The 18,200-nt window shown below is 70.7% G+C and carries 12 protein-coding genes; all 12 read right to left on the bottom strand.

Annotated elements, in window-relative coordinates; all coding sequences use genetic code 11:
* Window positions 1-2: 2 nt before the first annotated feature.
* Complete coding sequence (locus BCM27_RS11995) at window positions 3-551, bottom strand: shikimate kinase (RefSeq protein ID WP_004020876.1); 549 nt, start codon at window positions 549-551, stop codon at window positions 3-5.
* A complete protein-coding gene (gene aroC, locus BCM27_RS11990) occupies window positions 548-1,756 on the bottom strand; it encodes a chorismate synthase (protein WP_004020875.1) in 1,209 nt (402 codons plus the stop codon). The genes BCM27_RS11995 and aroC overlap by 4 nt, the downstream gene beginning before the upstream one ends.
* Before the next feature lie 51 nt (window positions 1,757-1,807).
* Complete coding sequence (locus BCM27_RS11985) at window positions 1,808-2,212, bottom strand: prepilin peptidase (protein WP_004020874.1); 405 nt, start codon at window positions 2,210-2,212, stop codon at window positions 1,808-1,810.
* Between the two features lie 86 nt (window positions 2,213-2,298).
* Entirely contained in the window at window positions 2,299-3,159 is an 861-nt protein-coding gene (locus tag BCM27_RS11980) for a shikimate dehydrogenase (RefSeq protein WP_051987070.1), read from the bottom strand.
* 23 nt (window positions 3,160-3,182) lie between these two features.
* Window positions 3,183-5,042 (bottom strand): endolytic transglycosylase MltG, encoded by a 1,860-nt coding sequence (mltG, locus tag BCM27_RS11975; RefSeq protein WP_033203420.1) that lies wholly within the window; start codon window positions 5,040-5,042, stop codon window positions 3,183-3,185.
* Complete coding sequence (gene ruvX / locus BCM27_RS11970) at window positions 5,029-5,490, bottom strand: Holliday junction resolvase RuvX (protein ID WP_004019007.1); 462 nt, start codon at window positions 5,488-5,490, stop codon at window positions 5,029-5,031. The genes mltG and ruvX overlap by 14 nt, the downstream gene beginning before the upstream one ends.
* The gene (gene alaS / locus BCM27_RS11965; protein ID WP_004019008.1) at window positions 5,490-8,201 is read right to left on the bottom strand and encodes an alanine--tRNA ligase; all 2,712 of its coding nucleotides are present in this window, start codon (window positions 8,199-8,201) and stop codon (window positions 5,490-5,492) included. The genes ruvX and alaS overlap by 1 nt, the downstream gene beginning before the upstream one ends.
* A 123-nt stretch (window positions 8,202-8,324) precedes the next feature.
* The gene (locus BCM27_RS11960) at window positions 8,325-9,710 is read right to left on the bottom strand and encodes a replication-associated recombination protein A (RefSeq protein WP_004019009.1); all 1,386 of its coding nucleotides are present in this window, start codon (window positions 9,708-9,710) and stop codon (window positions 8,325-8,327) included.
* Window positions 9,711-9,717: 7 nt separating this feature from the next.
* A complete protein-coding gene (locus BCM27_RS11955) occupies window positions 9,718-10,896 on the bottom strand; it encodes a hypothetical protein (RefSeq protein WP_033203545.1) in 1,179 nt (392 codons plus the stop codon).
* 148 nt (window positions 10,897-11,044) lie between these two features.
* On the bottom strand, window positions 11,045-11,950 hold the full coding sequence (locus tag BCM27_RS11950) for a transglutaminase family protein (protein ID WP_004019012.1): 906 nt from the start codon (window positions 11,948-11,950) through the stop codon (window positions 11,045-11,047).
* Complete coding sequence (locus BCM27_RS11945) at window positions 11,947-14,652, bottom strand: circularly permuted type 2 ATP-grasp protein (protein WP_033203422.1); 2,706 nt, start codon at window positions 14,650-14,652, stop codon at window positions 11,947-11,949. The genes BCM27_RS11950 and BCM27_RS11945 overlap by 4 nt, the downstream gene beginning before the upstream one ends.
* Window positions 14,649-18,134 carry a transglutaminase family protein gene (locus BCM27_RS11940; RefSeq protein ID WP_033203546.1) on the bottom strand — a complete coding sequence of 1,162 codons (3,486 nt, stop codon included), beginning with the start codon at window positions 18,132-18,134 and terminating at the stop codon, window positions 14,649-14,651. The genes BCM27_RS11945 and BCM27_RS11940 overlap by 4 nt, the downstream gene beginning before the upstream one ends.
* Window positions 18,135-18,200: the final 66 nt, after the last annotated feature.

Genomic DNA, 18,200 nt, shown 5'->3' with positions numbered 1-18,200 from the left:
CCTCACATCAGTTCGCGGGCGAGTCGGACGACGACGGCGTCGGCAACCGTGTCGGGGTCGGCATCGGCATCGACGTCGAAGGTGCACACCGCCTCGTAGACGGCCGTCCGCCCGGCCAGCAGTTCGGCATATCGGGCGGCGGGGTCGGCGGTCGCCAGCAGTGGGCGGTCGGTACCGGACACGCGTTCGTATCCGCGCTCGGGCGAGACCCGCAGATACACGACGCGCTGATCGGTCAGTGCGTCGCGCACGCCTGCGGTCGTCACCGCACCGCCGCCCAGCGACACCACCCCACCGTGGTTGTCCAGGACATCGGTGACGACGTTCTCCTCGATCGTCCGGAACGCCTCGACGCCATCGGATTCGAAGATCTCCGGGATGCTGCGTCCGGTGCGGCGGACGAGCTCGACATCGGTGTCGATGAAGTCGACACCGAGCCGGTCGGCGAGCACGCGGCCGACCGTGGACTTACCCGCCCCCATGAAACCGATCAGCACGGCCGCCGGACGACGACCGGTCGTCGCACGCGTCGGGGTCGGGGGCTGGGTCATGCCCGGGGCGGACGCGCGTCGACCGCGGCCCGGTAGGCGGCGAGGTTCGCGGCGGTCTCGCCGACCGAGTCACCGCCGAACTTCTCGAGCGCGGCCTGGGCGACGACGAGTGCGACCATCGCTTCGGCGACCACACCCGCCGCGGGCACGGCGCAGACGTCGGAACGCTGATGGATCGCGCTGGCCGTCTCCCCCGTCGACATGTCGATCGTCGACAGTGCGCGCGGCACCGTCGAGATCGGCTTCATGGCGATGCGCACGCGGAGGTCCTCGCCGTTGGTCATGCCGCCCTCGAGCCCGCCCGCGCGGTTGGTCGAGCGCAGTACGCCGTCGGCGCCGGGCACCATCTCGTCGTGGGCCTCGCTGCCGCGACGGCGCGCGGTGGTGAATCCGTCGCCCACCTCGACGCCCTTGATGGCCTGGATGCCCATCAGCGCGGCCGCGAGCTTGGCGTCCAGGCGGGTCTCACCGCTCACGTGCGAGCCGAGCCCGACCGGTACCCCGGTCGCGACGATCTCGACGACGCCACCGAGCGTGTCGCCGTCCTTCTTCGCCGCCTCGATCTCGGCGATCATCGACTTCTCGGCATCGGCGTCGAAGGCCCGGACCGGGCTGGCGTCGATGGCCTCGAGGTCGGAGATGCGCGGCGGGGGGCCGACATAGGGATCGCTCGCGCCGATCGAGATGACATGGGAGACGACGTCGATGCCGAGCACCTGACGGAGGAAGTTGCGGGCGACCGTGCCCGCTGCGACGCGGGCCGCGGTCTCTCGCGCGCTGGCACGCTCGAGCACCGGCCGGGCGTCGTCGAAGCCGTACTTGAGCATGCCCGAGTAGTCGGCGTGGCCGGGCCGGGGACGGGTCAGCGGCGCGTTGCGCGCGCTGCCCTCGAGCTCGGCCTCGTCCACGGGGTCGGCGGCCATCACCGTCTCCCATTTGGGCCACTCGGTGTTGCCGATCTCGATGGCGACCGGACCGCCCATGGTCTGACCGTGGCGGACCCCGCCGAGCACGGTGACCTTGTCGGCCTCGAACTTCATCCGCGCTCCGCGGCCGTAGCCGAGCCGGCGGCGAGCCAGTTGCTCGCCGATGTCGGACGAGGTGACCTCGACACCGGCCACCATGCCCTCGACGATGGCGACCAGGGCGGGGCCGTGGGATTCTCCGGCAGTTATCCAGCGCAACACAGTGGTCGATTGTTCCATGCGGCCGTGCCCCGTCCGACGGCGGCGCCGCCGAATCACGGGTAGCACGCGTCACAGCAGACCGGCGACGACGATCGTCGCGGCGACGAGCGCCGGCCCGTGCGGATGCGCGGCGGTACCGGCCGGCTCCCGGCGGGCCACTCGGTCGGCGAGTACCACGCCCACCGCGATGAGCGACGCGAGTGTGACGACGAGAAGCGCGGCGCCCCAGTCGAGGGCGAGCGCACCGCACGCCGCGGCGAATTTGACGTCCCCGCCGCCGCACCATCGCCTTCCGAACGCCAGCGCGTACGGGGTCGCGGCCGTCAGGGCGGCCACCGCCACCCCCGGGTGGACCATGCACGCGCCCATGGCACCGCAGATCCCCGGCCAGACGAGCGTATTCGGGATCCGGCGGGTCTCGGCGTCGGTCACCGCGACCACCGACAGCCACACCAGGATTGCGCATTCACCCATCCGCCGAGCATGACGCGGGACCGACGCATCACCGCACCTCTGTCCACACGCCGTTCGTCGTGTGGACGACCTCGAACGTCGCGGCGTCAGTCAGCGGTGAGGGCCTCGATCATCGCCTCGCGGGGTGCGGGGAGCCCGGTGAAGAGTTCGACCTGCCGGAACGCCTGGTTCACCAGCATGACCAGACCGCCGACGACGGTTCCGCCGGCCGCACCGACCGCCGTCGCGAGCGGCGTCGGCCAGGGGTCGTAGATCACGTCCACGACCTTGCGGGCCTGCGCCAGCGTCGACGCCAGTCCGGAGGCCGCCTCGGCGGGCACGGTCGACACGACGACGGCGGAGTCCCGACACCGGCGGTCCAGGGCCTCGGCGGGTTCGAAGGGCAGGACCTCGCCACTCAGGCCCAGCCGTTCACAGAGGTCGAGGACGGGCGCGGCGCGGCCGGCGTCACGGGCGACGACCACGACGTCGGTGACGCCCGCGCCGGCGAGGGCCATGATCGTCGGCAGGGCCGTCCCGCCCGCCCCGACGACCACGGCGAGGGGCGTGGTCCCGGACGCGATGTCGGCGCCGACCGCGAGATCGGTGAGTGCACCGGCCATTCCGTCGATGTCGGTGCAGTCGGCGCGCCATCCGGACGGCACCCGCACGAGGGTGTTGGCCGACCCGACGAGCTCGGCGCGCTCGGTGCGCTCGGCCGCGAAGTCGAGGGCCGCCCGCTTGTTGGGCATGGTGACCGAGAAGCCGATGAAGTCGGCGTCGGCGCCGGACACTATCTCGGGCAGACGATCGGCGGTGCACTCGATCCGGTCGTATCGCCAGTCGGCCAGCCCCAACGCCCGGTAAGCGGCCAGATGGATGCGCGGCGAGCGCGAGTGAGTGATCGGCGAACCCAGGACCGCGGCCCGGCGGTGAGCGCCGTACGGGGAGCGGATGTCGGCGGGCATAGTGTTCACGGCGGGTCCGCCGGTCACTGACTACATCCCGTGGCCACCAGCTTGTTACGGCAGGCGACCTCGCGATTGCGCTTGTGGTCTTCGAAGGTGTTGGCGAACAGCGTCGTCCCGGCGGTGTCGACCGTGACGAAGTACAGCCATCCGCCCGGGGCCGGGTCGAGCATCGCCTCGAGGGCCGGTACGCCGACCGCCGCGATCGGTGTCGGCGGCAACCCCTTGTAGCGGTAGGTGTTCCACTCGTTGTCGTTCTTGTAGGCCTCGCCGTGGACGTCGATGTTCGTGATGTCGGCGGTGTAGTTCTGCGTGGAGTCCATCTGCAGCAACTGGTCGCGGTCGAGTCGGTTGCGGATGACCCGCGCCACCTTCGGCGCGTCCTCGACGTGACGGACCTCGCGCTCCACGATCGACGCCGCGATGAGGGTCTCGTACGGCTCGAGCCCGGAGTTGTTGCGGTCCAGCAGCCCCCACTGCTCGAACATCGCCCCGCTCTTGGAGATCATCTCCTGCAGGATCTGTGTGGCGGTGTGATCGGGTTCGACCCGCTCCCAGGTGGTGGGCGCGATGAGTCCTTCGATCCGCCGGTGGTCGCCCGTCATCGCGGCGACGTTCTGGCGGGCCCACTCGGGTACGCCGAGCTCCTCCGGGGTGGCCTGCGCCGCGGCCTTCTCGAGGTCGGCGACGGTCACCCCCTCCTGCTGTCCGTTGACCGAGAACGACGTCGCGTTCTCGATGAGCTGGAAGATGCCCGGGGTGACCTTGCCGTCGATACCCGTCTTCGAATCGAGCTGCAGTCCCGGCGGGATCACCACCCGCCCGACCCGGTGTTCGGCACCGTCGTCGGTCAGCATCTCGACGGCGGTGGTCGCCGGGATCTGGGTGCGCATCTTGTACAGCCCACCCGACATCGGCTGTCCGCCTGCGGCATCGACGAAGGCGCGCACGCTGCCGACCACGTCGGCGTCGACGAGGATGCGGCCGAAATCGGCGAGTGTGGAGTTGTCCGGGATGTCGACGACCACGTCGCCGGCACCCGCCGCGTTGGTGTAGTCCTTGCGCGACTCGAGCAGGCCGGTGGCGCGCACGCCGTAGTAGCCGACGCCGGTGATGAGCGCGAGCATGAAGACGATCGCAAGAGCCAGCACCGCACGACGTCTACCCCGGCTGCGCGTGCGGCGCGGGGCACGGCGTGTCTGCGGCTCGGACTCGGTGTCGTCGACCCCGGCCCACCAGTCGTCGGGCTCGTCGACACCCCGGCCCGATGCCGGGGCCGCCGGCGCGGGGTCGCGAACCGGTCGTGCGGTCTCGACAGGCGGGCCGTACCGCGAGTCGTCGTATGACTCGTCGGCGTAGCGATCCTGCTCGTACCCGGCGGGTTCGTAAGCGACTGGAGCAGAACGGAATCCGTCGTCGCGGGACCCGCGGACGGGCGGCTCCGGGGCCGGCGGCTCCGGGGCGGGCCGCTCGGGGGCCGGCCGCTTCGGGGCGGGCTGCTCGGGGGCGGGCGGACGAGCCATCGTGGCATCGGTGTCGGACTGCGGCGGCGCGGGGCGCGGCGCGACCGGCGGCGGGGTCGGCGTCTGTCCCGGCGGGATGCGGACCGGCGTCGCGCGCGGCCGCGGCGAGCCGGCCACCGGACGCGCCTGCTCGGCGGGCGGGACGGGCGGCGGGACCGGCCGACGGCCGGCCGGGTCCGCGGAGTCCGGACCGGTCCGGCGGCGACGATGCCGCGTGTGCGGGGATCCCTCGGCGGACTGGGTGAAATACCGCAGACGCTCCGGATCCATGCCCTCGGTTCGGCGTCCCTGGCCGTCGCGGTGGCGTGTGCGACGCCGATCGTCGGTCACCGGAGGCTCCCCTGACTCACCGTCGTGCATCCAACCACCCCTGAAGAATAGCGACCGCCGCGGCCTGGTCGATCACCGCGCGCGAGGACTTCACCGTCCGGCCGCTCGCGTGCAGTGCCTGCTGTGCGGTCACCGTCGTGAAACGTTCGTCGTGCCAATGCACCGCCACCGGGTCTATCCGGGACGCGAGTCGGTCCCCGAAAGCACGCGCGGTCTCCGCCGCCGTGCCCGCGGTGTTCTTGAGCGTCTTCGGGAGGCCCACGACCACGCCGACGGCCTCGTACTCGGTGACCAGGGCCGCGATCCGGTCGAGATCGTCTGTGCGCGACGGAGTCCGGCGCACCGTCTCCACCGGCGTGGCGAGGATGCCGTCGGGGTCACACACGGCGACGCCGATCCGCACGCTCCCGACGTCGATGCCGAGGAGTCGTCCTCGGGTCCGCGGCGCAGCGTCGGGCCGGGATTGCGGGTCGGGCATCAGGCGACGAACTCGCGGATGCGGGTCAGCGCGGCGGCGATGCCCGACGGATCGGTACCGGCACCCTGAGCCAGGTCGGGTTTGCCGCCGCCACGTCCGCCGAGCAGCGGTGCGACTTCCTTGACGAGGTCGCCGGCCTTGATCCCGGCGTCCCGCGCGGCGGCCGTGGTGGCGATCACGAACGGCACCTTGGCATCCGGCCCGTCACCGCTCGGCGAGAAGAGCGCGATCACCGCCTGCCGGTCGGCGACCCGGCCACGCAGGTCGGTCACCACCGAGCGGAGCCCGTTGGCGTCCAGGCCCGGCACCCGGCCCTCGACCACGAGCGTCGCACCGACGGTCGTCGCGGTCTCGAGAAGACCGGAGACCGCGGCCCGTGCGGCGTCGGCGCGCACCCGCTCGAGTTCCTTCTCGGCGTCGCGCAGCTTGGTGACGAGCTGCTCCACGCGGCCCGGCACCTCCTCGGACGGCACCTTCAGCGACGACGCCAGCCCGGCCAGCAGCGCCCGTTCCTTCGACAGGAACCGGAACGAGTCCATGCCGACATACGCCTCGACGCGCCGGACGCCCGAGCCGACCGAGGATTCGCCGATCAGGGTGATGGGTCCGATCTGGGACGACGACGCGACGTGCGTGCCGCCGCACAGCTCCATCGAGAACGGCCCGCCGATCTCGACGACGCGGACGACGTCGCCGTAGTTCTCGCCGAAGAGCGCCATCGCGCCCATCGCCTTGGCCTCGGACAGACCGGTCTCGAAGGTGTTGACCTGATAGTTCGCCTCGACCGCGGCGTTGCTGATCTCCTCGATCTCACGACGCTGGGCCTCGGTCACCGGACCGCCGGCGTTGAAGTCGAAACGCAGATAACCGGGACGGTTCAGGGACCCGGCCTGCGTCGCCCCGGGGCCGAGGACCTCGCGCAGCGCCGCATGGACCATGTGGGTGCCCGAGTGGCCCTGGGTGGCGCCGTGACGCCAGGCGGTGTCCACCGCGGCGAGTACCTCGTCGCCCTCTTCGATCTCACCCTCGTCGATGCGGACCTTGTGCAGCCACACCGACTTCCCGACCTTCTGCACGTCGGTGACCGACATGCGAACTCCGGATCCGGTGCTGATGGTGCCGATGTCGGCCATCTGTCCACCGGACTCGGCGTACAGCGGCGTGCGGTCGAGAACGACCGTCAGCTCCTGCCCGGCCGATGCGGCGGGCAATCGCGCACCGTCGGCGACGAGGCCGAGGACGCGGGCTTCCGACACCAGCTCGTCGAAGCCGGTGAACTCGGTCGGCCCGCGGTCGAGGAAGTCGCGGTAGACGCTGAGATCGGCGTGCCCGGTCTTCCGGGCGGTCGCGTCGGCCTTGGCGCGTTGCTTCTGTTCGGCCATGAGCGCGGTGAAGCCCTCTTGGTCGACGGCGAGACCGGCCTCGGCCGCCATCTCCAGGGTGAGGTCGATCGGGAAACCGTAGGTGTCGTGCAGGGTGAAGGCGTCCGACCCGGTGATGGTGCTGCGCGACGCGGCCTTGGTGGCGGTCGCGGCGTCGGCGAACAGCTTCGAACCCGCGGCGAGGGTCTTGGAGAACGAGGTCTCCTCGCCCACCGCCACGTCGACGATGTGCTTGCGCTGGGTCTCGAGTTCGGGATACGACGGCGCCATCAGATCGATGACCTTGCCGATGATCGTGCCCATGGTGGGCTGACTGTCGCCACTACCGAGCTGATTCGGCCCGCTCGCTCCGCTCCCGGCGCCGAGCAGACGCATGGACCGGACGACCCGCCGCAGCAGACGACGCAGGACATATCCCCGGCCGTCGTTGCCGGGCAGCACGCCGTCGCCGATCAGCAGGGCCGACGTGCGGGCGTGGTCGGCGACCACGCGGAACCGGACGTCGTCGGCGTGCGAACCGGCGCCGTAGGCCCGCCCGGACAGCTGCGCGGCGAGATCGATGATGGGCTTGCACAGGTCGGTCTCGTAGACGTTGTCGACGCCCTGCAGGATGCAGGCCACGCGCTCGACGCCCATGCCGGTGTCGATGTTCTGCTTCGGCAGCGGACCGAGGATCTCGTAGTTGTCCTTGCCGCCGCCGGGGCCGCGGATGTTCTGCATGAACACGAGATTCCAGATCTCGATGTAACGGTCCTCATCTGCCTCGGGGCCGCCTTCCACGCCGTACTCGGGCCCGCGGTCGTAGAAGATCTCCGAACAGGGACCGCACGGGCCAGGCACGCCCATCGACCAATAGTTGTCCTTCATGCCGCGTCGCTGGATGCGTTCGGCGGGGACACCGATCTCATCACGCCAGATGGCCTCGGCCTCGTCGTCGTCGAGGTAGACGGTCGGCCACAGCTTCTGCGGGTCGATGCCGAAGCCGCCGTCGGCGACGCTGTTGGTCAGCAGCGTCCAGGCGAAGGTGATGGCCTCCCGCTTGAAGTAGTCGCCGAAGGAGAAATTGCCCGCCATCTGGAAGAAGGTGTTGTGCCGGGTGGTGATGCCGACCTCGTCGATGTCGAGGGTCCGGACACACTTCTGCACGCTGGTGGCCCGCGAGTAGGGCGGGGTCTGCTCACCCAGGAAGAACGGCTTGAACGGGACCATGCCGGCATTCACGAACAACAGGTTGGGATCGTCGAGCAGCAACGAAGCGCTCGGCACCTCGGTGTGCCCGGCCTTGATGAAGTGGTCCAGGAACCGCTTCCGGATGTCATGCGTCTGCACTGTGGGTTTCGTCCTGCCGTTGGTGATCGCAGCCGTTGGTGGTGGCGGCCGTTGATGTCGCGACATCCCAGCCTACCGTCGGCGGGTCGTCGAACGGCGCAGGGACTCTCAACTGCGAGAACGTCAGCGGGACCGGCGCCGCGACACCGCGCCGCGCACGATCGACCGCAACTTCGCCACTCGCGGACCGATCTCGCGCTCCAGCCCGTGGTCGGTGGGGACGTAGTAGTCCCTCCCGACCAGATCGTCGGGCGCATACTGTTGCGCCACAACGCCATCGGGATCATCGTGCGGATATCGGTAGGCGACGCCGTTGCCCAGCTTCTTGGCCCCCGGATAGTGGCTGTCGCGCAGGTGGGCCGGAACCGCGCCGGCCTTGCCCGACTCGACGTCGGCGAGGGCCGCGCCGATGGCCGACACCACACCCGCCGACTTCGGGGCCGTCGCGAGGTGGATGGTCGCCTGGGTGAGTGCCAGTTTGGCCTCCGGCATCCCGACCAGGTTCACGACCTGAGCGGCCGCGACCGCGGTCTGCAGGGCCGTCGGGTCGGCCATCCCGATGTCCTCGCTGGCATGGATCATCAGGCGCCGCGCGATGAACCGCGGGTCCTCCCCCGCCGCGATCATCCGCGCGAGATAGTGCACGGCGGCGTCGACGTCCGAACCACGGATGGACTTGATGAACGCGCTCGTCACGTCGTAGTGCTGGTCGCCGTCCCGGTCGTAGCGCACCGCGGCGCGATCGATGGCGGTCTCGACGTCGGCCAGGTCGATGGACTCCGTCGAGTCGGCGCTCGCCTCGAGGGCGGTCAGCGCCCGGCGCGCGTCCCCGCCCGACACCGCGACGAGGTGGTCGTAGGCGGCGTCGGAGACCTCGACCTTGCCGTCCAGCCCCCGCGGGTCGGCGACCGCCCGGGTCAGCACCTCGCGGATGTCGGCGTCGGTCAGGGACCGCAGCTGCAGGACCAGCGACCGGGACAGCAGCGGGGCGACCACCGAGAACGACGGGTTCTCGGTCGTCGCGGCGACGAGCAGGACGATGCGGTTCTCCACTGCGTCGAGCAGTGCATCCTGCTGTGTCTTGGAGAACCGGTGCACCTCGTCGATGAACAGGACCGTCTGCTGACCGCCGTTCTTGCCGTCGCCGATGAGCCGGCGGCGGGCCACGTCGATGACCGCCCGCACCTCTTTCACCCCTGCGGTCAGCGCGGACAACGCCTCGAAACGGCCGCCGGTGGCCCGCGCGATGAGCGAGGCCATGGTGGTCTTGCCGGTGCCCGGTGGCCCGTAGAGCAACACCGACGCCGCGCCCGACCCGCTGATCAGCTTCCGCAGCGGCGAGCCGGTCCCGAGCAGGTGCTGCTGCCCGACGATCTCGTCGAGGTTCTGCGGGCGCATCCGGACCGCGAGCGGCGCGGTCGGGGACGGCGGCGCGGTGAGGCCGCCCGCGTTGCCGGGCCCGGCAGAACCTGCCCGAGGATCGTCAGGTGGGTCGAACAGTCCGTCCACGAGCGTGTCAGGCCAGCCAGATGCGCTGGAGCGCGACGCCCATCGCGGTCGCGAACACGGCGGTCTCGTCGTCCCCCGCCCGTCCGGCCGCGGCGGCGAGATCGGTCCAGCGGCTGACGATCACGCGGGGGTCGTTGGTGTGCAGGGCCCAGTCGTGGGTGAAGCCGGCGGCACCGAAGTCGGCCACATCGAACTCGGCATCTGGCTGGTCGGTCGTCTCCGGATCGCCCGGCAACATCCACACCGTCGACAGCCACACCCAGAGCTGGCGGGCGAGCAGCACCTTGCGCTGCATCTCCCGCTCGTGGGCGAGGGCCGGCCAGATCGAGTGCACCTCGGACCGCCAGGCGTCCACCATCGACACCTCGAGGTCGGTGGCACGCGCGGAGGTCCGGGGCGGCAGCTGGGCGGTGATGGTGACGAGCGCGTAGGCGATGTCGAGGGTCGCGTCGCGGAATCCGCCCCACTCGTAGTCCATGAACTGGACACCGTCGTCGTTGAGCAGGATGTTCTCGGGTCCGACGTCGGAGGGGCTGAAGGCGCGGTGATCGCCCTCGTCGAACAGCGTCGCCGCGCTCCGCAACGACTCGACGACCTGCTCCGGGACCACGACGTCGAGCGCGGCAGCGTGCCCGACAACCGAATCGATCGACCGCAGCGCCTCGTCGCGCAGGATGTCGCGCCCCTGCGTACCCGACGGTCCGCGGCGCAGCAGCGCGAGGAAGTCCCCCTCGCCGCCGACCGTGGCCGCATGCATCCGGCCGAGGGCCTGACCCCAGGCGCTGACCGCGCGGGAGGTCTCGACGGGGTCGACGCCGGCGAGGTACTCGAGCATCGAGCGGCCGTGGCCGAGGTCGGAGAGCACCATGATCCGCAGGTCGGGATCCGAGGCGATGAGTTGCGGCCCCGGGCGTGATTCGTTGGGCAGCGCGGTCGCGTACTTGTACGACGCGATCTCCCGGTGGAAGGCCTGCGGGTCCTCGTGCTCGGGAAGGGCCTTGATCACGAGCGATCGGTCCAGGCTGAGAGGGTTCTGGGCGACCCGGACCCGCACCACCGTGGTGCGCCCGCTGCCGCCGAGGTCCTCGGGATCATCGAGGACCACTGCTGATCCGGCGCGGTGTGACAGCAGCGCCTCTGCCGCCCGCACCACGCTGGTGATGCGGCTTTCCGTAATGACCGTCATGTCGCCCACCAACCTACCCGTTGCAACGATGTCGCAACAGCACTGTTCGTTCATCTGTACCACGTCGCGATCGGGGCGTCAGCAGATCGGGTGCCGAACACGCTGTGGCACAGCGGGTTACCGCGTGGGCCGCGGAACCGTGTCCGATTCAGCCCGGCGCGGGGCCATCGGCCGGGCTCACGTCCACCGACACCTCGATCCGGCTCTTGGTGGAGTCGGTGTAGATGACCCCGCGTAGCGGCGGCACGTCGTCGTAGTCGCGTCCCCAGGCGACCGTGACGTGGCGTTCGTCGACCAGCTTGTCGTTGGTCGGGTCGAAGGGCAGCCAGCGGCCGTCGGGCATCCAGACCGCCGCCCACGCGTGGCTGGCATCCGCGCCGAAGACCTTCTCCGTGCCGGGCGGCGGCTCGGTCGCGAGATACCCCGACTCGTACCTCGCCGCGAGGCCCTGCGACCGCAGACAGGCGATCGCGACGCGGGCGAAGTCCTGGCAGACGCCCTCGCGCCGCTGCAGGACCGTGTCGACCCGGGTGGTGATGGCCGTCGACCCCGAGCGGTAGGTGAAGTCGGCGAAGATCCGTGAGGTGAGTTCGGTGACGGCCTCGACCAGCGGCCGGCCCGGGGTGAAAACCCCGGCGGCGTACTCGTGGACCGCGGGGGTGATCTCCGGCCGCTCCAGATCCAGGACGAACTCGGCGGCCAGGGCACCCTCCCGGCCGTCGACGGCGGCCGGACGTGCCTGCTCCCACGGGGTACGGGCGGCCGGGCTCAGGAGGACTCCCGGGTCCACCGGGTCCACCTCGACGACGGAGCGCGCGGTGACGGTGAGCTCGCGATGCGACGTCCGCACGTGGAAGTAGCTGTCGTGGTTGCCGTAGACGTCGAGCCCCGTCGACCGGTCGTCGGGCTCGGGTTCGATCTCCAGCGACGTCGAGTGCACGCGCTGCCCGGGCAGGTCACGCGGCGTCAGGTGGCACCGCCCGTACGACGACGACACGTCGTCGTCGTAGGTGTAGGTGGTCCGGTGCATGACGCGGTAGGTGCGCGAACTCACGATTCCCCACCGGCCCAGATCGGTCGCGCCTGACGGGGGGTGGCGAAGCGGGTCCGGGTCAGCAGGTCGGAGAGTTCCCGCGCACCGGTGCGCAGCGTCGTCATCAGTTCGACGAGTTCGGGGCGGCGCCGCTCGGTGTCGACGTGCACGAGATCCACGGGGTCGCTTCGCCGGAGTTCGGCGATCATGTCCTGGACGGCGCGTTCGGCCCCGGCCGACCGCAGGGTCTCCGGCACCGAGGACAGGGCGGAGTTCAACCGCTCCAGTGAGAAGATCATCGACCTCGGATTGGTCGGGTCGAACAGCAGCAGCTCGGCGACACCGGCCGGCTGGTACAGACCGCGGTTGCGGCGGCGGTAGATGATGGACGACTCGTTGGCCACCAGGTACGACTCCAGCAGCGCCTGCTCGACGTCGGTGTCCTGCGCGTCGGCGAACATCGCGAGCGTGAGGTCGGCGAGGGTCACCGCCCGCTCGATGCGCCGGCCGACATCCATGAACATCCAGCCCGGGTCGTGCACCATCGACTCGGCCTGTAGTCCGGTGAGGGCCAGCACGCCGTGCAGGATCTCGTCGTGCGCGCGGGCCAGGTCGGGGCCGAGGTCGAGCGCGGCGTCGCCTGCGCCCGCCTCGGCCCGCGACCGGACGACCAGCCTGGTCGTGCTCGCCATGACGCGTTCGACCGGGGCGAGCACCATCCAGGTGCTCGTCGACATCTGGTCCCGGACCGCCCGGGCCGTACTGATGAGCCGGTCGATCGAATACGCGATGGTCCCGGGCACCGACCGCGACACGGTGAGGTCGGCGATCTTCTCGATCGCCTCGTTCACCTGCTCGGGCGACGGCGGCCGGTCCGACCCCGACATCAGCAGCCCGGCGGTGTCGAGGTAACGCGCGGTGCCGGTCACCGTGGCGACGGCATGCAGCAGCCGCGGTACCGCCGGCGTGCCGGACATCCACGGCCGATACTGGAAGTCTTGATAGCGCTCGCGGGACACCTTCGCCAGTCGGGTCACGAGCTCGGTCCGCTCGCCGTAGCGGCCGAGCCAGAACAGGTCCGCCAGCACTCGTGGGCTGGCCGCGGCCGCGACGTCGGAGTACTCGCGGGTCACCGGACGGCCCGCCGCAGCGCCGGCGACGACCTCGGCGGCCGGCTCGGTGCGGGTCTCCGGACGGCGCGAGACGTGCCCGCCCACCTCGGTGCTGGTGACCCAGACGTCCTTGGCGGCGATCACGTGGTGGGCGGCGCCCTCCACCCCGTCGGCGAGGACCGCCCCCAGCCCGCCGGGCATCACCGCGTAACCGGGACCCTGCGCCACGCTGAAGGCGCGCACCGACACCGGCGCCGCACGAAGCGGCGCCTGCGACCCGCCCGGAGCGCTGCCGGGGGTGACCGTGGGGGCCACCGAGAACGCCTCGAGTTCGCGCGCGACCCACTGCCAGGTCTGCGCCTCGATCCGGGCGGCGAGGTCGGCGCGCTCGGACGCGGCGAGCAGCGGGCCGATGACTTCCTCTCCCGTGCACGTGTCGGTCAGCACGAGGGACGCCAATCGATCGCGGATCAGGCTGCGCTGCAGCGGATCTCCCGCCCAGTAGGTGGTGACCGAACCCAGTATCAGCTCCTCGTCGAGCAGGACCGGCGCCAGCCGCTCCAGCACGGTGTGCAGAGCCGGGTTCTCCAGCACTCCCGAACCGAGGGTGTTGAGGACCGTCACCGTGCCGCGCGAGATCGCCTCGACCAGACCGGCGACACCGAGCTGGGAGTCCGTCCGCAGGTCCAGCGGGTCGGCGTAGGCGGCGTCGATCCGCCGCAGCAACACGTCCACACGCTTGTACCGACCGAGCGAACGCATGTACACCGCACCGTCGCGGACGGTGAGATCGGCGCCCTCGACGAGCGGGAAGCCGAGCACCGAGGCGAGGTAGGCCTGGTCGAAGGCGGTCTCGGACATGCTGCCGGGACTGAGGACCGCCACCGTCGGATCGTCGACCCCCGGCGGGGCGTATTCGGTGAGCGCGAGGCGCATGGTGCCGGCGAAGTTGGCCATCGGCCGGGGCGCGCACGCCTGGAACAGCTGCGGGAAGGTCTTCGACATCAGCCGGCGCCCGGCGATCGCGTAGCCGACCCCCGACGGCGCCTGCGTGCGGTCGCGGTAGGCGACGAAGTCGCCGTCGGCGGTGCGTGAGATGTCGACCGCATGCAGGAACAGCGCATGGGGTCCGGCGACCTCCAGACGGGCCGCCTTCCGGATGTACCCGGGGTGTCCGAAGACCATCTCGGGTGCGACGAGTCCGGCGGCGATCGTCTTCTGGTCGCGGTAGAGGTCGCGCAACAGCAGGTCCAGCAGCATCGACCGCTGCGTGACGGCCTTCTCGAGTTCGGCCCACTCGACACCGTCGACGACCAGCGGCACCGCGTCGACCTCCCAGTCGCGGGTCACGGTGTCGTGGCCGTCGAACTCGTTGTAGACCACGCCGTCGTCGCTCACCGCGGCCGCCAGGCGCGCCGCGGAGCCCCGGAGCCGGTCGGTGCCGCGCAACCGGTAGATGCGGGCCAGGTCCGCCCACGCCGGACGGATCGCCCCACCGGGTTCGAGGAGTTCGTCGTAGGATTCGACCGGCCGGTCCGGGTCGAAGAGGGTCTGGCCCGCGGCGCGGTAGCGGTCGAACACCGCGGAGGCGTCGCCCGGCGAAGAGATCACCGAAGAACTGTACGTGCCCGCCGGAGGTCGAGGACTCCGGGCACCCCGAAGTCGATGGCCTGCCGGGACGCTCGCTCGCGCAACAGTCCGACGTCGACGGTGCCGGTGGTGTGTCCGGCCGCCTCGAACCGCCCGTTGCGGCGCGACTCGGCCTCGACCGCGTTGACCGGCGGACGGTCGTAGGCCCGTCCGCCGGGATGGACGACGTGATAGGTGGCGCCACCCACCGACCGGCCGTTGACCGTGTCGATCAGATCGAAGGTGAGCGGGGTGTCGATGGTGATCGTCGGGTGCAGCGAACTCGGCGGCTGCCAGGCCCGGAACCGGATCCCGGCGACGCGTTCCCCGGTGCGCCCCGTGGCCCGCAGCGGGATCGGAAAACCATTGCATGTCAACAAGTATCGATCGTCCTCACCACCCAGGACCCGCACCTGCACCCGCTCGACGGACGAGTCGACATAACGAGCGGTGCCGGTTCCGGTCGACTCCTCCCCCAGCGTGTTCCACGGCTCGATGGCACTGCGCAGCTCGATCTCCTGGTCCCGGATCTGCACGGTCCCCAGACGCGGGAACCGGAACTCGGTGAACGGGTCCAGCCACGCGGTCTCGAACGGGTAGCCCGCCTCACGGAGCTCCTCGGCGACGAGCGCGATGTCGGCGATCACGTAGTGCGGCAACAGGTGTTTGCCGTGCAGGTCACCGCCGTGGCGGATGAGCCGGGCGCGATAGGGCTTCTCCCAGAACCACGACACCAGGCTGCGCACGAGCAGCGACTGAACCATCGCCATCCGATGGTGCGGCGGCATCTCGAACGCCCGCAGTTCCAGCAGACCCAGCCGCCCGCGCACCGAGTCGGGGCTGTAGAGCTTGTCGATGCAGAACTCGGCCCGATGGGTGTTGCCGGTGATGTCGGTCAGCAGGTGCCGCAGGGCCCGGTCGGTGACCCAGGGGTTGGGTGGCGCCCCGTCGAATCGCCCGCCGACGGCGTCCTTGACCGCCAGCCGGTCGATCTCGGCGAAGGCGATCTCCAACTCGTAGAGCGCCGACTCGCGCCCCTCGTCGACGCGGGGTGCCTGCGACGTGGTGCCGATGAACCGGCCGGAGAAGAGGTAGGACAGCGCGGGATGCCGCTGCCAGTAGGTCAGCATCGACACCAGCAGATCGGGGCGGCGCAGCATCGGCGAGTCGGCGGGCGTGACGCCGCCGAGGGTGATGTGGTTACCACCGCCGGTCCCGCCGTGACTGCCGTCCAGGTCGAAACTCTCGGTGCCCAGACGCACATGTCGCGCATGGTCGTACAGCGATTCGAGCAGTTCGGACTGCTCGGCGAAACTCCCGGTCGGCTGGATGTTGACCTCGACGACACCCGGGTCCGGCGTGACCGACAACGACACCAGGCGCGGGTCGGCGGGCGGTCCGTATCCCTCGACGACGACCGGTGTCGACGTCGCGGCGGCGGCGTCCTCGACGAGTTCGACGATCGCGAGGTACTCCTCGAGGGTCGAGGTCGGCGGCATGAACACATGGACGACGCCTCCACGCACCTCGGCGACCAGGGCGGTGCGGGGCAGGAACTGGACGGGGTCGACATCGCGGACGGCGTGGCCCAACGCCGTCGACGGGTCGGCCGGCAGGTCCTCGTGGCGCGCGGACGGGTCGGCTTCGAAGAGCGTCGGAGCCGGACCCCACGAGAGCGAGTTGAGCGGCAGCCGCAGGCCGGCCGGTGAGGTGCCCGGCGTCAGCACGATGCGCCCCCGCCGGGTCGTCCACACCGCGCTCTGCCACGCGGTCCGATCCTCCGATCGACTCAACGGCACCAGGTGCGCACACGGCTCGGTGACCGCGGCGTCGAGCCGGGCGATCAGCGCCCGCCTGCGGGCGACGGAATCCGATGCCGGCGCGAGGCTCTCGTCGTCCTCGCCGTCCGTCGAGTCCGCGTCGACGGTCATGTCGGCCTGCGCGAAGGCGCGCGCGGCGGGGAGGGTGGGGTCGGTACCGGGATCACCGGGGGGCATCGCGGCGAGTTCACGCATCCGCACCAGTGGATCCTCGTAGGCCGGCATCACCTGTCCGGCCGGGAGACCGAGCGCCGCCGCGAACGCGGTGAGCAGTTCCCGCGCCGGGCCGGCATCGCCGGTGATCTCCGGATCCGGACCGTGGGTCTCGGTCTCGATGGCGGCCGCGCACTGCTCCGGCGTCGCCCACGGGTCGGCGAGCAGACCCGGGTCCCGCCAGATCGGCAGACCGTCACTGCGCCACAGGAGTTCGAGCTGCCAGCGCGGGAGCGGTTCGCCGGGGTACCACTTGCCCTGGCTGCGCCGGATCAGGCCATCGGGCGCGTAAGCCTTCTGCAGTCGACCGGCAAGCCGCCCGGCCAGCAGCCGTTTGTGGGGACCGTCCGCGGCCGTCCGCCACTCCGGGTCCGTCTGGTTGTCGATGGACACGAACGTCGGCTCGCCGCCCATCGTCAGGCGCACATCGTTGCGTTTCATCCGCTCGTCGACCAGCGCGCCGAGATCGGTCACCCGGTTCCACTGTTCCGCGGTGTAGGGCAGCGTGACCCGCGGGTCCTCGTGGAAGCGGGTCACCGTGTTGGTGAAGTCGAGCGTCGCGTGGCACGGACCGGTCGAACCGGTGATCGGCGCGGCACCGACCGGATGCGGGGTGGCCGCCAGCGGGATGTGTCCCTCGCCGGCGAACAGGCCCGACGTCGGGTCCAGGCCCACCCAGCCGGCACCGGGTAGGTACACCTCGGTCCACGCGTGCAGGTCGGTGAAGTCGGCGTCGGGACCCGACGGTCCGTCGAGGGCCTTGACGTCGGAGGTCAGCTGGACGAGGTAGCCGGAGACGAAACGCGCCGCGAACCCGAGCTCGCGCAGGAGTGCGACCAACAGCCAGGCCGAGTCGCGGCAGGATCCGATGGCGCTGGAGAGCGTGTACTCGGGCGACTGCACGCCCGCCTCGAGCCGAACGGTGTAGCCGACGGCGTCGCGGACCGCGGCGTTGAGACCCACGAGAAAGTCGATGACCCGCGTCCGGCCCGCCGGCCGGTGCTTCGCCGCGAACCTCGCGATCTCCGGATGTACTGGCGCGCCCGCGAATTCACCCTCGGTGACGCCGGCGGGACGGAGGAAGATCTCCAGGTCGCGGCGCAGTTCGGCGGGATAGTCGAACCCGTAGAACTCGGCCCACTCCTCGATGAAGAAGTCGAACGGGTTGATCGCGGTGAGATCCGCGACGAGACTCACGGTGATCCCGAGGGAGGTCGAGGGTTCCGGGAACACCAGGCGCGCCAGGTAATTGCTGAACGCGTCCTGCTGCCAGTTCAGGAAATGCGCACCGGGTTCGACGGTGAGCGAGTAGGCCTCGATGGGAGTGCGCGAGTGCGGCGCCGGACGCAGGCGGACGACGTGGGGGTAGATCTTGGCCGGCCGATCGAACGAGTACACCGTCCGGTGCTCGAGTGCGACCTTGATCGTCATGCTGGGAATCTCATCACAGATGACCGGCAGGCGCCGGGTGGCGAGCACCACCGTCGGATGGCGGTG

Origin of the sequence: Gordonia terrae (genome assembly GCF_001698225.1) — a bacterium.
Lineage (GTDB): Bacteria > Actinomycetota > Actinomycetes > Mycobacteriales > Mycobacteriaceae > Gordonia > Gordonia terrae.
The sequence above is the reverse complement of the archived record's forward strand: the minus strand, read 5'-3'. Positions and strand labels throughout refer to the sequence as shown.